Source organism: Bradyrhizobium guangdongense, assembly GCF_004114975.1.
Lineage (GTDB): Bacteria > Pseudomonadota > Alphaproteobacteria > Rhizobiales > Xanthobacteraceae > Bradyrhizobium > Bradyrhizobium guangdongense.
On the sequence record NZ_CP030051.1, the window covers coordinates 5,557,617 to 5,572,059 of the forward strand.

The window sequence follows — 14,443 nt, forward strand, 5'->3', positions numbered from 1 at the left end:
CAAGAGACGTGATCCGGCCAAGCCGGATCACGTGAGTGTCTCGTCAGTAGCGCGGCGGCTGCGCAGGGATCTGCGGAGCCGGATCGGTCGAAATCGCAACGGGTGCGCCCGACTGCAGCTTCAGCTGGCCGACGGCGACGACCTTGTCGCCCGCCTTGACGCCCTTGATGATCTCGACACGACCGTTGACGCGGTTACCGGTCTGCACGAAGGTACGCACTGCGGAGAGGCTGGTCTTGCCGTCCGCTTCCTTCTTCTCGGTGATCACGAATACCGAGTCTCCATACAGCGTGTAGTCGACCGCGGTTTCGGGAACGGTGATCACGGCCGGGTTGTCCGGCAGCACCACGGTGGTGGTCACGAACATACCCGGCTTCAGGATCTTCTCCGGATTGGCGATCGTCGCCTGCACGCGGATGTTACGGGTATCGGTCGCGATCTGCGGCTCGATCGTGGTGATCTTGCCGTCGAAGGTGCGGCCCGGATAGGCGTCGACCTTCAGCCGGACCGGCTGGCCGACCTTGAGGCTGCCCGAGTCCTTTTCCGTTACCGTGAAGTTGGCCCACAGTTCCGACAGATCCGTCAGCGATACGATCGCCGTGCCGGCGGTCAGATACTGGCCGACCTCGACCTTACGGACGCCGAGCTCGCCGGAGAACGGCGCGCGCACCAGCTTCTGCGAGATCAGCGCTTCGGTCTTGGCGATCCCGGCCATGGCTTGGTCATAGGTCGCCTGCGCGGCATCGACGGTCGACTGCGGACCAAACTGGCGCGCCGCCAATTGTTTGGCGCGGTCGAGCGCGAGCTGCGCGCCAGTTGCCTGCGCCTTGTAATTGGCAAGGTCACCCTGCTCCGGGGCGTCGAACAGCTGCACCAGCGGAGTGCCGGCCTCGACATGCGTACCGGGCTCAAACTTGATCTCGGTCACGCGGCCATTGACGTCGGCGGTGACGTCGACCTGGTGCACGGCGGCGAGACCGCCGACCGCGGTGAGCAGGTTCGGCACCACCTCGGACTTCGCTTCCGCTGCGCTGACCAGGGTCGGCGGCGGCTTGTTGTTGGCGAAGAACTGCTTGATCATCTGGCCGCGGAAATAATTGAACCAGACGAGACCACCGACGAGGGCGCCGAGAAGCGTGCCGACGATGATGAACCACAGCACCGGCCGGACCGGACGCTTGGGAGCCTTGCTGTCGATCGGTTCGCCCGAAATCTTGTGTTCGGTTACGATGTTCATTGTCATACGCTTTCTGCAATTGCCGTCTTGCCCACACCACCGGCCTGATCGTGGCCCAGATGCGAAGCAATTGCGGCGTCGTTAAGTCCGATGCCTCGGAGGAGAAACTCACAAAGCTGCCGCTCCAGATCGTTCGGACCGCCATAGGCGAGACACGGCATGGAGGGCAGCCTGGTCAGCGCAGCTGTCATCACCGTATGATGCGCAAACCAGAACAGGTTGAGTGGCTCACCGCCGCAGACCCGCGCATCGCCGGCGGCGACGGCTCGGTCGAGCGAGGCGACGAAGATCGGTCCGATCAGCGCCTCGATCTTGGCATATAGCAAACGCGCGAACTCGCCGTCATCCAGATGACTGGTGGCCATCAGTCGCAGGCGTTGCGCCTCCTCCTGATCAGGACCGTCGGCGATCAGCAGGAAATGCTGGACCATGCCGCGGATCAGCTCGACCAGGGTAGCCGTCGACGGCTCCCGCTCGAGGAGCTCGGTCAGCGCCGGGTCCGCTTCGCATTCGTCGCTCAGGATCTCGGCGTAGAGCGCCGCCTTGGACGGGAAATGCTTGAACAGCAGCGCCTCGGAAATGGCAGCAGCGGCCGCCACGCTCTTGGTCGTGGTGCCGTTATAACCGTGTCGGGCAAAGCAGCGTTTCGCGGCACCGAGGATCAATTGACGCCTCAGGTCGCTCGTCATACGCAATGAGCTCATGCTAGTGAGTAACCACTCACTAGCGCGAAAGTCAAGCACTATGCTGCATCGCAACCTGAATGCGTTGTAAAATCAGGAGAAATCAGCCTCCCCTGCACGTCCTGCGAGCAGGACTTTGGCGACCTAGATGGGCTGAAAGCCGAGGTCCCCTCGGATCCGGTTGAGAATGTACGTCCCATCCCGCGTGGGCAGGATGCGCTCCAGATTGGCGCTATCGATCTTCACACTGGCAAATCGCGGCCCGGCCGTGAGGTCGTGGACGGCTTTGGCGAAGGCCTCCACCTCGGCCATGGTCGAGATCGCCCGGCTGTCCTTGATACCGCAGGCCCTGGCGACGCCGACGAGGTCGGCAGCGGCGGAGGTATGGCTGGTCTGGCCGCCGGTCTCGCCATAGGCCTCGTTGTCGAGCACCGCGATCGAGAGATTGGCCGGCTTCTGCAGGCCAATGGTGGCAAGGCTGCCCATGCCCATCAGCATCTCACCGTCGCCGGTGATGACCAGCACCGGCAGTGTCGGCTGAGCCAGCGCGAGGCCGAGGCCGATCATCGCAGCGCCGCCCATGCCGCCCCAGAGATAGAAGTTGCGGGCGTGGTCGCCGGCGGCGGTGATGTCGTTGGTCGAGGCCCCGAGGCCGCCGATCGCGACGACGTCCTTGCGGTTCGCAAGCAGCGCGGAGACCACCTGACGGCGATCGAGGAGATTGGCCTTGCTCATTTGGTGAAAACCTTGGCGCCGATCAGGCGCTGCGACAGCAGGACGGCGGTGGGCGTGAGTGCGTTGTAGGCCTGCGCCGCAGCTGCTTCCAGCACCGCGGGCACCTCGGCCGCGTTCGAGGCGCGCAGCACCTTGATGCCCGAGAGCTCGAGTACGCCCTGCGTGGTCGAGCCCATCGGCACCTGCCACGGATTGAACTCGCCCCACTCACCTCGCATCGTAACGAGCGTCAGGAACGGAAAGCGCAGGATCGGGATCAGCGACAGCATGTTGATGCAATTGCCGACGCCGCTGGACTGCATCAGCAGGACGCCGCGCTGGCCGCCGGCCCAGGCGCCGGCGAGCAGCGCCACGCCCTCCTCCTCCGTCGTCAGCGGAATGCCGCGCATCGCAGGCGAGTCCAGCACGCGCAGGATCAGCTTCGAATGGCCGGCATCGGGCACGTAGGGCACCTGGCGGACGTCGAAGCGTTGCAAGGTCGCGAAGATATCGTCGGGCCAGGTCGGCGCCGTGTCGGCAGCATCAGTGCGGGCGTGCATTTTCCTGTCCGGTCGGCTAGCAAGGTTCGAAGAGTGTAGACGCGTCCACGCATCGACCAGAACAACAAAAACGGCATAACGGCTTTAACGTGCGAGTATAACGGGATGAACGCAGATGCGAAGGAGCTGGCGGCGAGCTTCGACCTCGAGAGACTGACGCCGGAGTTCTACGACAACCCCTATCCGACCTATCGTGCACTGCGGGAGAACGAGCCGGTCAAGCGCCTGCCGAGCGGCACCGTGTTCCTGACCCGCTATGACGATCTCGTCACCGCCTACAAGAACACCAGGTCGTTCAGCTCGGACAAGAAGCGCGAGTTCGCGCCGAAATATGGCGACACGCCGCTCTACGAGCACCACACGACGAGCCTTGTCTTCAACGACCCGCCTTCGCACACCCGCGTACGCCGCCTGATCATGGGCGCGCTGTCGCCCCGCGCGATCGCCAGCATGGAAGGCGACCTCATCAAGCTGGTCGACGGCCTGCTGGACGCCATCGCCGCCAAGGGCCGTTGCGAGCTGATCGAGGATTTCGCCGCCTCGATCCCGATCGAGGTGATCGGCAATCTGCTGGACGTTCCCCATGAGGAACGCGCGCCGCTACGCGACTGGTCGCTGGCGATTCTTGGTGCGCTCGAGCCGGTGGTGTCGCCTGAAGCGGCTGCGCGCGGCAACACGGCCGTGACGGATTTCCTTGGCTATCTCGAAACGCTGGTCGCACGGCGGCGCGCGAAGCCGGGCAATCCTGATCGTGACGTGCTGACGCGCCTGATCCAGGGCGAGGAGAACGGCGAGCGGCTGACCGAGAAGGAGCTCCTGCACAATTGCATTTTCCTGCTCAATGCCGGCCACGAGACCACGACCAATCTGATCGGCAACGGCCTCGTCGCGCTGCATCGGCATCCCGACCAGAAGCAGCGGCTGATCGATAACCCCGACCTGATCAAGACCGCGGTCGAGGAGATCCTTCGTTACGAGAGCTCGAACCAGCTCGGCAATCGCATGACTACCGAGCGGGTCGAACTCGGCGGCGTCATGCTCGAGGCCGGCACGTCGGTGACGCTGTGCATCGGAGCTGCCAACCGCGACCCCGCGCAGTTTGCCGAGCCCGAAACATTCGACATCGCGCGCACGCCGAACCGGCACCTCGCCTTTGCCACCGGCGCGCATCAATGCGCCGGCATGGCGCTGGCGCGGCTCGAAGGCGCGATTGCGATCTCGCGCTTCCTGGCGCGCTTCCCGGACTATGCCGTAAGCGGCCAGCCGGTGCGCGGTGGTCGGGTCCGGTTTCGGGGCTTTTCAAGCGTGCCTTGCGCGACCGGATGAGGTCTTAAAACAAAAAAGTCGAAAACAACCCCATGCACAGTAGACCGCGGCCGGCGCGAATGCCGCGGTGAATCCGCACAACCATTTGGCACCTCAGGCAATCCACTGCGCCGCGCGCAATGGACGCCAGAACGCCTACACCAGCGCCTTGTGCCGCGCGATGCAGGCGCGCAACACTTCGTCCATCGGCTTGCTCCACCAGTCATTGGAGAAGATCTCGATCTCCGAATAGCCGGCAAAGCCCTGCGCCTCCACGGCCGCGCGCACCGATTTGATGTCGATGACGCCATCGCCCATCATGCCGCGGTCGTTGAGGATGTCTTTTGTCGGCACCAGCCAGTCGCAGACGTGGAAGGCGAGCAGGCGATCCTGGCCGGCACGCGCGATCTGGCCCATCAGCTCAGGATCCCACCAGATGTGGTAGACATCGAGCGCGACGCCGAGCATGCCGGTGCGATCGGGATCGAGCCGGTCGCAAATGTCGAGCGCCTGTTTCGTGGTGTTCACGCAGGCGCGGTCGGCGGCATAGGCGGGATGCAGCGGTTCGATCGCCAGCGGCAGCTTCGCCTGCCTGGCATAGTCGAGCATCTCGGCGAGCGCTTCCTCGACCTGGCCGCGCGCTGCAAAGATATCCCTGGACGCCTCGCTGCCGGGCCGCGAATATTGCGGCAGGCCGCCGACGACGAGAACGACGCAGGGCGCGCCCAGCGCCTTGGCCTCATCGACGCAGCGCCTGTTGTCGTCGCGCACTTCGCCCCGGTGCGCCACATCCGAGGTGAACATGCCGCCACGGCAATAGCCTGACAGTTCGAGGCCGGCGTCGCGCACCGCGCGCGCCGCGCGATCGAGACCGGCGGCGGCGACCTGGTCGCGCCAGGGATCGATGGCGCGAATGTCGTGCCTGGCACAGGCGTCGATGATCTCGACGAGATCACCCTGTTTGCGGACCGTCGCCGTGTTCAGCGACAGCCAGCGATGATCGGACGAAAAATCACGCATCAGGGTTCGATACCGTGGGTGGCGAGCACGGTCTTCATCCGCTGCGTCGCGAGTTCGGGATTGGCGAGCAGACCGGCCTTGTCGGCCAGACGGAACAGCTCGGCCAGATGCAGCGTGGAGCGCGTACTCTCCTGGCCGCCGACCATGGTGAAATGGTCCTGATGGCCGTTGAGATAGGCCATGAAGACGACGCCGGTCTTGTAGAAGCGCGTCGGCGCCTTGAAGATGTGACGCGACAGCGGCACCGTTGGACCCAGCACGTCGTGGAAGCCGGCTACGTCGCCGGCCGCAAGTCGCGACAGCGCATAGGATGCCGCCGGCGCGATCGCGTCGAAGATACCGAGCAGCGCGTGCGAAAAGCCCTGTTCGTCGCCGGCGATCAGCTCCGCGTAGTTGAAATCATCGCCGGTATACATCCTGATGCGCTTGTCGAGACGGCGGCGCATGTCGATCTCGCGCTGCTTGTCGAGCAGCGAGACTTTTACGCCGTCGACTTTGGCCACGTTGCCGTTGATGATGGCGACCGCAATGTCCATCGCCTTGTCGAGATCTTTTGTGCCCCAATAGCCGCTCAGCGCCGGATCGAACATGTCGCCGAGCCAGTGGATGATCACGGGGTCGCGGACCTGCGACAGCACGCGATCGTAGACCTTGGCGTAGTCGTCGGCGCTACGACCGAGCTTGGCGAGCGCGCGAGAGGCCATCAGGATGATGCGGCCGCCGACCTTCTCGACCGCCGAGATCTGCTCCTCATAGGCGCGGATGACGTCGTCGATGGTCTTGGCGTCCTCAACCGCGAGATGGTCGGTGCCGGCACCGGAGAACACCAGCGCATTGCGGCGCTTGGCGGCGCCGACCGAGCGTGTCATCAGCTCCAGCGATGTCGGCCAGTCCAGCCCCATGCCGCGCTGTGCGGTGTCCATGGCTTCGGCAACGCCAAGCCCGAGATCCCAGACGTGCTCGCGGAAGGCGATCGTCTTGTCCCAGTCGACGGCGGCCGACAGCCAGGGGTCGTTCTCCGCAAGGGGATCGGCAACCGTGTGCACAGCCGAGAAGGCGATGCGGTTCAGCGGCCCCTCGAGCTTGACGGGGAACGTGCGCGAGGCTGCGAGCCGGTAGGTCTCGATCGAGCGATCGGGTTTCGGCAGTTTTAATGACAATGACGACATGGGTTGAACGGGCTTATTCATGTTCTCAGACCTCTCCCCGTCATTGCGAGCGAAGCGAAGCAATCCAGAATGCCTCTGCGGCAAGAGTCTGGATTGCTTCGTCGCTTCGCTCCTCGCAATGACGGCTGGATAGACATCGGGGGCTTATCCGCTAGGCTCAGACCTTGATCGGGGCGACGTCGATCCAGCGCCGCTCCTTCCAGCTCTTCAGCGCGCATTCGGCGAGCTGCACGCCCTTGGCGCCTTCGAGCAGCGTGAACTTGTAGGGCGCATCCTCATAGACGTGGCGGATGAACATCTCCCATTGCTCTTTGAAGCCGTTGTCGTAGGAGACGTTGTCGGGCAGCTTCTGCCAGTCGCCGTAGAAATCATGCAGGCGCTTCTCATCGGGATTCCACACCGGCCTCGGCGTCGCCTGCCGCGCCTGGATCATGCAGTCGGTGAGACCTGCGACCGCCGAACCGTGGCTGCCATCGACCTGGAATGTGACGAGGTCGTCGCGATAGACGCGCGTCACCCAGGACATGTTGATGTGCGCAATGATGCCACCTTCGAGCTGGAAGGTCGCATATGCGGAATCGTCGGCGGTCGCCTTGTACGCCTTGCCCTGCTCGTCGAAACGCTCGGGAATGTCGGTGTTGCCGATGCAGACGACGCTTCTAACGTTGCCGAAGAGGTTGTCGAGCACGTAGCGCCAGTGGCAGACCATGTCCAGAATGATGCCGCCGCCGTCCTCGCTGCGATAATTCCATGACGGCCGCTGCGCCTCCTGCCAGCCGCCCTCGAACACCCAATAGCCGAACTCGCCGCGCACCGAGAGGATGCGACCGAAGAAGCCGGAGTCGCGCAGGAACGCGATCTTCTTCAGGCCCGGCAGGAACAGCTTGTCCTGCACCGTACCGTGCTTGACGCCCTTGGCATTGGCAAGTTTTACCACCTCGACGGCTTCCTCGAAATTCGTCGCGATCGGCTTCTCGCAATAGACGTGCTTGCCGGCATTGATGGCCTGGGTCAGCAGACCGGGGCGCGCCTGCGTGGTCGCGGCGTCGAAGAACATGGTGTCGTTGTTGTCGGCCAGCGCCGCGTCGAGGTCGGTCGTCCAGCGCGTGACGTTGTAGCGTTTGGCGAGCGCTTCGACCTTCTCGGCGCTGCGGCCGACCAGGATCGGATCGGGCATGACGCGGTCGCCGTTCTTCAGGCGGACGCCGCCCTCGTCGCGGATCGCGACGATCGAGCGGATCAGATGCTGGTTGAGCCCCATGCGGCCGGTAACGCCGTTCATGATGAGGCCGAGACGTTGGGTGGTCATGCCAAATACTCCTGAAGTGATCCTGGCTGTTCGAGTGGACGAAGCGCCGACCAGTCCGGATGGACCGAGGTGGCAAAGCCCACCGCATGAAGCGATCCCGTCAGGAGATCGCCGTTGTGAATGTTGAGACGAATGCCCTGCCCGGCATCGGCATAGAGATCCGGATGCGCGGCGGCGAAGGCCTGTACTTCGCCAGCCGGCGTTTCGCCGAATCCGTCGACATAGTGGTGACCGTTGCGCTCGGCATGGGTGACGCCGATGAAGGCGCCGAGTGCGAGGTCCTGCTGCACGGCAAGGCCTGCCTGGCAGGTCAGGTCCTCGCCCGTGATGAAGAAGGTCTCGCCGCCGGCGCTCCATTTCGCTGCCCGGGTCGCGTTGACGATGGATTTGTACAGGCCCTTGCAGGACTTCGAGGAAATGCCGCGATAGCCGAGCGCCCGCGCCGCTGGGAACGCGTCATACGAATCATCGGCCTCGTCGATGATGAAATCGCGCGTGGCCACCGAGCCCAGCGGCGACTGCCTGATGATGTCGCGCGGCATCGGCTGTTCGATATAGAGCAGGCGCGAGGCGATGGGACGTAGCGCGGTGTCATGATCCAGCCGATCCATCAGCGCTTGCAGCGCGGCCAAATCGGCGTACTGCTCGTTGGCGTCGAGCGTCACTTTGGTGTCGCGTCCCAGCGCGTCGAGCTCCTTGCCGATGCGCGCCAGCCGCGCCGCATCGGAGGCGGGATCGCCACTCAGCTTCAGCTTGAAATACCGTGCACCGGCGTTCTCATGTCCGTCGGCAACACCGCCCTCGCCTTCGATGGGATCGTCGAGGCCGACCGTATGCCTGACGGCGACGCGCGGCAGCGGTTTGCGGCCGGCAAGAAAGATGGTGAGATCCGCATCCTTCAGATCGGGCGAAAGCTGCGCATCGATGCCGGCAATGTTGCCGGTCATTCCATTGAAAAAGTCGGTCTCGGCCGCACGCAAGAGCGCATCGAGAATGGCCTTGTCGATCTCCGCGGGGCCATAGGCGGCCGCCAGCGTTGGGATGTTTTCTTTCGCGCAAGCCGCGACCTGCACACCGATGCACGATGCATGCAGATCGAACGCGGTCTGGAATCCGGTCCGCGCCAGGTAGAGCCCGCGCGCGATCTCAAGCGAGCGGCGCAGGCCGTCGACCGTCTGCGCCGGCGACAGCTCCGGCCGCTTGTCGAACCATTTCGGCACCAGCAACTCGGCGCTGGCGCCGACCGCTAGACCCCTGCCCTCGACCTCGATCTCGACCCGTGCGAACAGCTGCGGCGTCGCGTTGATGGTCACAGCGCCAAAGCGGAACGGCCGCGCGAACTGCACGGGACGTTCGAAGAAGGCGATGTCTCGCAGCTTCAGGCGCGGGGGCATGGCTTCAGTCCAGCGAACCTTGCGAAAAGAAATGCTTACGGATGCGCTGCACAAGTTCCGTGAAGACAGGGTCCGCCATCACCTCGAGCGAGCGCGGACGCGGCAGCGGGACGTCGTAGATCGCGGCGATCGCGCCGGGGCGCTCGGTCATGACCAGCACGCGGTCGGCGAGGAACACGGCCTCGGGAATCGAGTGCGTGATCAAGAGAACCGTCTTCTTCGTCTCGCGCTGGATCCGCATCAGCTCGACATTCATGCGCTCGCGCGTCAGTGCATCGAGCGCGCCGAACGGCTCGTCCATCAGCATGATCCGGGGATCGTGCACCAGCGCACGGCAGATGGAGGCGCGCTGCTGCATGCCGCCGGAGAGCTGCCAGGGCAGCTTCTTCTCAAAACCTTCGAGGCCGACGAGCTTCAAGAGCGACTTGGCGCGATCGAGATATTCCTGTCGCGGCAGCCGCTTCATGTCGATCGGCAGCATGACGTTACCCAGGATGTTGCGCCAGGGCAGCAGCAACGCGTTCTGGAACACGATGCCGACATTGCCGTGCGGCGTCGTCACCTTCTCGCCCTCGACCAGCACCTCGCCCGTCGTCGGCGGCAACAGCCCGGAGATCAACTTGAGCAGCGTGGACTTGCCGCAGCCCGACGGCCCGACCACGACGAAGAACTCGCCATCGTTGATGTGGAAGTCGAGCGGCCGCAACGACGGCACATCGCCGTCGCGCGTCCGGTAGGTCTTTGATACGCCTGACAGCGTGATGCCCGACGCATCGCCGGCCCGGTCGTTCACCAGTCGAAGATGCGCGGCCGGCTGGTCTGTTGGACTGGCCTTTTTCGGTATCATTCAGTCACATCCGATCGAACACGCAAGTTACATTCGTCATTCCGGGGCGCGACGAAGTCGCGAACCCCGAATCCATCAGGCAGCAGGTTCTGACGAAAAATGGATTCCGGGTTCGCCCTCCGGGCGCCCCGGAATGACGGGAGTGGATGTTTCACGACCCACTCTTCGGCAGATAATCGTTGGTGTAGAAGGCCTTCGGGTTCTCCTTGGCCTTGGCGTCGAGGCCGCCATATTCGACCATCAGGTTGACACTATCGGTCATGTTCTGGTCGGTGACCTGGAACGGCCGCTTGCTCTTGGTCTCGGCGGTCCGGTACAGCGGAATGGTCAGCTCGAAGCCCTGCGTCAGCGTGTCGATCTTCCCGCCCTTGGGGTTGGCATCGAGAATCGACTGCGCCGCCGCCTTTGGATCCTTCTCGGCGGCTTCGACGGCCTTGGTGGTCGCCGACATGAAGCGGCGGACGAGATCGGCATTGGCCTTCACATAGTCGGTGTTGGCGATGATGCCTGAGGAGACCATGTTGATGCCGTAATCGGCAAACTTGATCGGGTAGACGTCCTTGCCGGTGGCGTCCTTGATCTTCATGGACTGGTCCATGACGTAGCCGAGCAGGAGATCAGCCTGGCCGTTGATGACGGCATTGAGCTTGGTCTGGCCGTCCCCGGCAACGGTCTTGAAGTCGCTCTCCTTCAGGCCGGTCTTCTTCAGGAACAGCGGCCAGATCTGGGTCATGGAATCGGCCGGCGTGATCGCCACCGTCTTGCCCTTGATGTCCTCGGGCTTCCGGATGTTCTTGTCAACAAACCCCATGACGGACATCGGCGAGGTCTGCAGCAACACACCGGTCGCGATGACAGGCGCCCCCTTGATCGCCGCGCGCATCATGGTCGGAACGTCGACATAGCCGAAATCGGCAGTCTTGGCCGCGACGGCCTGCGTGGTTGCCGCCGAGCCGCGTCCTTCCTGGATTTCGAGGTCGATCCCTTCGGCGGCATAGATGCCCTTGGCCTTGCCGTAATAGAACGGCGCGTGCTCGCCATAGACGTACCAGTTCAACATCAACACGACCTTGTCCGCCGCCTGCGCCGGCATGGCTGCAAACGCCATCAGCACTCCGGCTGCAGCCCCGATCCACCGCTTCATCGTCACTCTCCCTTGTCGTTATGTTTCGGCCGTTGGTGGCCGTTCATGGCTTGAACTCAAGAGGCGAAAATCACGTCCTCGCGCTGGCTGACATGCCAGGGAATGACCAGCTTCTCGATCCGGTCGACAATCCAGAACAGGACGACGCCGAGCAGCGCGAGGAGCACGAGCGCTGCGAACATGGTCGGCAGATCGAAGGTGCCGATCGAGCGCTGCATCACATAACCGATGCCGGAATTGGAGCCGACGAACTCGCCGACGACGGCGCCGACCACCGCCAGCGTCACGGAAACCTTCAGGCCGGAGAAGATCGCCGGCAGCGCGTGCGGCAGATTCACCGCGCAAAACACCTGAAAGCGGCTGCCCTGCATGGCGCGGGCGAGATCGACCATGTCAGGATCGACCGATTTGAAGCCCTGTACGGCGGAAACGACCACAGGGAAAAAGCCGAGCAGAAACGCCGAAATCACCTTCGGCAGGATGCCGAAGCCGAACCAGACCACGAACAGCGGCGCGATCGCGATCTTGGGCACGGACTGCGAGAATACCAAGAGCGGATAGACGTAGCTCTCCACCGTCTTCGAGCCCGCGATCAACATCGCGACGGGAATGCCGAACAGCGCCGAGAGCAGGAAGCCCCAGACGGTTGCATAGGTCGTCGGCCAGCACTGGCGCAGCAGTTCGGGCCAATCGGAGCGGAGCACGGCGACGACGTCGGCCGGCGCCGGGATCTGATAGGCGGGAATCCTGAACAGCCGGATCGACAGATCCCAGGCCACCACGATGAAGACGAGGAACAGAAACGGCCGAACCCAGGCCGCGTTCAGCATCTTGGACACCGCACTATGCGGCTTCGGCTCGGCCAATTTTCACTCCCGGCAGTCTTCTTCGTTATCAGGAGAAATTAACCCGTTGGATAAATACTGTCCAGAGGATTCCCTGTGGCGTTTTGCGGCGGGTTCCGGGGATTTGGTTGAAAACGCGGAGCCGACCGTCTCGTGTCCCGGACGCGCTGCAGCGTGCAGCGCTGCTGCGCAGAGCCGGGGCCCAAAGAGACGTGCTCTGCGGTCGCATGGGCCCGGCTCTGTAGCGCATCACTTACGTGCTGCGCTGCGTCCGGGGCACGAGATCGCTACACCGTCTGCGCCACCGCAGCGCGCGACTTCGGCGTCTTCGCGATCTCGAACAACGCGGCCGACGAGCCCGTCAGCGCGGCGAGCACCAGACCGACCATGTGCGCAAGCCGCTCGTCCTTGGCGTCCTTGGCGAGCAGGTCACGGCCGAAGATCACGCCTAAGGTGGCCGAGTTCGAGAGATAGAAGAAGCTGAGCGCCGCGATCGAGATGTAGAGCTGCACCGGATCGACCGCGACCTGGAAGTCGCCGCTCTCGACCCCTCGCCGCACCACGGTGCGAATCATCTCGACGAAGGGCGAGTGCATCGACTTGACCTTGGTCGAGCGCTTCAGATGCTTGGCGCGCGCGAGGTTCTCGGTTTGCAGCAGCGACAGGAACTCGGGATTGCGCAGGAAGTAGTTCCAGGTGAATTCGATCAGGCGGCGGATCGCCTCGGGTGGATCGAGATGCTCGAGATCGAGCCCCCGCTCCTCGCTGCGGATCTTGTCATAGGCGCCTTCGAGCACCGCCAGATACAGCTCATCCTTGTTGCCGACGTGGTAGTACAGCATGCGCTTGTTGGCGCCGGCCTTGGCCGCGATGCGATCGACGCGGGCGCCGGCGAGCCCGTGCGCGGAAAACTCCTGCTTGGCCGCCTCGAGAATGCGCAGCCGCATCCCCTCGGGATCGCGCTGCCATTTCAGGGTTCGCTTTGCGGTTGCCTTGGCCAAACCGGGTGCTCGCTGGGTGGTTACAAGACGCATGTAACACGCGCATAGGCGTTTGAGAACGTTCTGTCATTCCGGGGGGCGCCCCTTTTGGGCGCGAGCCCGGAATCCATTGTGCGGCAGGGTTGGTGGATGAATGGATTCCGGGCTGGTCGCTGCGCGACGCCCCGGAATGACAGCTCACTCCGCCGGCTTCGGCGAACGCTCCAGCAGCACGGTCTGGATTCCGCAGGTGCCGCTGCGCACCGTCATGATGCGGGTGCCGGGCTTGCGGCCGTTTCTGATATCGCTGACGTCGAGGCCGGCGGCGATCAGGCGGGCGCGCGTGGCGTCGATGTCGGCGACACGCCAGCTCAGGCCCCAGAGACGGTCATGCCTGACATCGCCGCCCGCGACGGGGCGGCGCACCACCTCGACGATGAGATCGCCGCAGCGGAAGAACATCAGCTGGCCCCAATCATGATGCGAGCGGTCGAGCGCAAGATCGAGCCCGAGGCGCGCGCCGTAGAGCGCGGCGGCGCGATCGGAATCTTCGGTGGTGATTACGACGTGATCGAGCCCGTCAATCGGTGCGAAATCGGTTGGGGCCGACTTCGGACGCTCCTCGGCAAGTTCGAGGAAGAACATGCGCACGCCGCGCGTCAATTCGGTCGCGGCGCGCGTGCGCTTCCAATGCAGCACCGCCCCGCTCGCATCATCGCTGCTCTCGACCTCGGTGACGGGATCGGGCTTGAGCGCCACCCGGTCCAGCCGCCGGTGCATCTTGCCGATATCAGCGACACGAAAGCACAGGCTGGCGAGCATGCCCTCCTGGTCCTCGAGCAGTGCGCGCATCCGGTCCGCCGTCGCGGTGAAGCCGCTCGGCGCCATCAATTCGATGGTCATGTTGTCGAGGGTGAACAGCACGCGATCGGCGCCCTCGCCGGAATTCTGCCAGGCCGGCGCGCGGGCGAGCAGCGTCTGATAGGCTGCCTTGGCCGCGGCGATGTCCCTGACCAGAACGACGACGTGATCGAGGCCGGTGATCATCTTTTCCCCTTCTTGATCGACGTCTCGATCAACCTGGAACCCTGGGCCGAAAAGCGGCATTTGTCCGGGCTTGGCATGAGCCTGACATGGTCGTATTCCGGCCATAGGCCGACCTCAAGCGCTCCGGGGCGGTTTTGCGAATAATTTCAGCGTCTCCGGCACGGAACCGGTGTTAGAGTAAATCCGCCG

General features: G+C 63.9%; 14 protein-coding genes. 1 reads left to right on the forward strand and 13 read right to left on the reverse strand.

What is annotated here, in order from left to right:
• Window positions 1-43: 43 nt before the first annotated feature.
• The 4 genes from X265_RS26565 to X265_RS26580 form a co-directional block, all read right to left on the reverse strand.
• A complete protein-coding gene (locus X265_RS26565; RefSeq protein WP_128967512.1) occupies window positions 44-1,237 on the reverse strand; it encodes an efflux RND transporter periplasmic adaptor subunit in 1,194 nt (397 codons plus the stop codon).
• Between the two features lie 2 nt (window positions 1,238-1,239).
• Window positions 1,240-1,941 (reverse strand): TetR/AcrR family transcriptional regulator, encoded by a 702-nt coding sequence (locus X265_RS26570; RefSeq protein ID WP_128969412.1) that lies wholly within the window; start codon window positions 1,939-1,941, stop codon window positions 1,240-1,242.
• A gap of 123 nt (window positions 1,942-2,064) precedes the next feature.
• On the reverse strand, window positions 2,065-2,655 hold the full coding sequence (locus X265_RS26575; protein ID WP_128967513.1) for a thiamine pyrophosphate-dependent enzyme: 591 nt from the start codon (window positions 2,653-2,655) through the stop codon (window positions 2,065-2,067).
• A complete protein-coding gene (locus tag X265_RS26580; protein WP_128967514.1) occupies window positions 2,652-3,194 on the reverse strand; it encodes a phosphonopyruvate decarboxylase in 543 nt (180 codons plus the stop codon). The genes X265_RS26575 and X265_RS26580 overlap by 4 nt, the downstream gene beginning before the upstream one ends.
• 105 nt (window positions 3,195-3,299) lie before the next feature.
• On the opposite strand from X265_RS26580, the gene X265_RS26585 reads away from it, so the two are divergent.
• Window positions 3,300-4,520 (forward strand): cytochrome P450, encoded by a 1,221-nt coding sequence (locus X265_RS26585; protein WP_128967515.1) that lies wholly within the window; start codon window positions 3,300-3,302, stop codon window positions 4,518-4,520.
• A 135-nt stretch (window positions 4,521-4,655) separates the two neighbouring features.
• Here the strand turns inward: X265_RS26585 and X265_RS26590 are convergent, their stop codons facing one another.
• The 9 genes from X265_RS26590 to X265_RS26630 all read right to left on the reverse strand — a co-directional run bounded on the left by X265_RS26590 (window position 4,656) and on the right by X265_RS26630 (window position 14,254).
• The gene (locus X265_RS26590; RefSeq protein ID WP_128967516.1) at window positions 4,656-5,519 is read right to left on the reverse strand and encodes a sugar phosphate isomerase/epimerase family protein; all 864 of its coding nucleotides are present in this window, start codon (window positions 5,517-5,519) and stop codon (window positions 4,656-4,658) included.
• Window positions 5,519-6,709, reverse strand: a complete 1,191-nt coding sequence (locus X265_RS26595) for a dihydrodipicolinate synthase family protein (RefSeq protein WP_128967517.1) — start codon at window positions 6,707-6,709, stop codon at window positions 5,519-5,521. Before X265_RS26595 ends, X265_RS26590 begins: the two co-directional genes overlap by 1 nt.
• 136 nt (window positions 6,710-6,845) lie before the next feature.
• Entirely contained in the window at window positions 6,846-7,997 is a 1,152-nt protein-coding gene (locus X265_RS26600) for a Gfo/Idh/MocA family protein (RefSeq protein WP_128967518.1), read from the reverse strand.
• Complete coding sequence (locus tag X265_RS26605) at window positions 7,994-9,391, reverse strand: enolase-like domain-containing protein (RefSeq protein WP_128967519.1); 1,398 nt, start codon at window positions 9,389-9,391, stop codon at window positions 7,994-7,996. Before X265_RS26605 ends, X265_RS26600 begins: the two co-directional genes overlap by 4 nt.
• A 4-nt stretch (window positions 9,392-9,395) precedes the next feature.
• On the reverse strand, window positions 9,396-10,238 hold the full coding sequence (locus tag X265_RS26610; protein WP_128967520.1) for an ABC transporter ATP-binding protein: 843 nt from the start codon (window positions 10,236-10,238) through the stop codon (window positions 9,396-9,398).
• 151 nt (window positions 10,239-10,389) lie between these two features.
• Window positions 10,390-11,382 (reverse strand): ABC transporter substrate-binding protein, encoded by a 993-nt coding sequence (locus tag X265_RS26615; RefSeq protein ID WP_164938808.1) that lies wholly within the window; start codon window positions 11,380-11,382, stop codon window positions 10,390-10,392.
• A 56-nt stretch (window positions 11,383-11,438) separates the two neighbouring features.
• Entirely contained in the window at window positions 11,439-12,248 is an 810-nt protein-coding gene (locus X265_RS26620; protein WP_128967522.1) for an ABC transporter permease, read from the reverse strand.
• A 266-nt stretch (window positions 12,249-12,514) separates the two neighbouring features.
• Entirely contained in the window at window positions 12,515-13,261 is a 747-nt protein-coding gene (locus tag X265_RS26625) for a TetR/AcrR family transcriptional regulator (RefSeq protein WP_188637363.1), read from the reverse strand.
• Window positions 13,262-13,405: 144 nt separating this feature from the next.
• Window positions 13,406-14,254: a VOC family protein gene (locus X265_RS26630; protein ID WP_128967523.1), complete on the reverse strand. Its 849-nt coding sequence runs from the start codon at window positions 14,252-14,254 to the stop codon at window positions 13,406-13,408.
• Window positions 14,255-14,443: the final 189 nt, after the last annotated feature.

Bases quoted from the DNA above. Each gene is read 5' to 3' on its own strand.
- X265_RS26565 (WP_128967512.1), bottom strand. From the start codon at position 1,237: ATGAACATCGTAACCGAACACAAGATTTCGGGCGAACCGATCGACAGC.
- X265_RS26570 (WP_128969412.1), bottom strand. From the start codon at position 1,941: ATGAGCTCATTGCGTATGACGAGCGACCTGAGGCGTCAATTGATCCTC.
- X265_RS26575 (WP_128967513.1), bottom strand. From the start codon at position 2,655: ATGAGCAAGGCCAATCTCCTCGATCGCCGTCAGGTGGTCTCCGCGCTG.
- X265_RS26580 (WP_128967514.1), bottom strand. From the start codon at position 3,194: ATGCACGCCCGCACTGATGCTGCCGACACGGCGCCGACCTGGCCCGAC.
- X265_RS26585 (WP_128967515.1), top strand. From the start codon at position 3,300: ATGAACGCAGATGCGAAGGAGCTGGCGGCGAGCTTCGACCTCGAGAGA.
- X265_RS26590 (WP_128967516.1), bottom strand. From the start codon at position 5,519: ATGCGTGATTTTTCGTCCGATCATCGCTGGCTGTCGCTGAACACGGCG.
- X265_RS26595 (WP_128967517.1), bottom strand. From the start codon at position 6,709: ATGAATAAGCCCGTTCAACCCATGTCGTCATTGTCATTAAAACTGCCG.
- X265_RS26600 (WP_128967518.1), bottom strand. From the start codon at position 7,997: ATGACCACCCAACGTCTCGGCCTCATCATGAACGGCGTTACCGGCCGC.
- X265_RS26605 (WP_128967519.1), bottom strand. From the start codon at position 9,391: ATGCCCCCGCGCCTGAAGCTGCGAGACATCGCCTTCTTCGAACGTCCC.
- X265_RS26610 (WP_128967520.1), bottom strand. From the start codon at position 10,238: ATGATACCGAAAAAGGCCAGTCCAACAGACCAGCCGGCCGCGCATCTT.
- X265_RS26615 (WP_164938808.1), bottom strand. From the start codon at position 11,382: ATGAAGCGGTGGATCGGGGCTGCAGCCGGAGTGCTGATGGCGTTTGCA.
- X265_RS26625 (WP_188637363.1), bottom strand. From the start codon at position 13,261: ATGCGTCTTGTAACCACCCAGCGAGCACCCGGTTTGGCCAAGGCAACC.
- X265_RS26630 (WP_128967523.1), bottom strand. From the start codon at position 14,254: ATGATCACCGGCCTCGATCACGTCGTCGTTCTGGTCAGGGACATCGCC.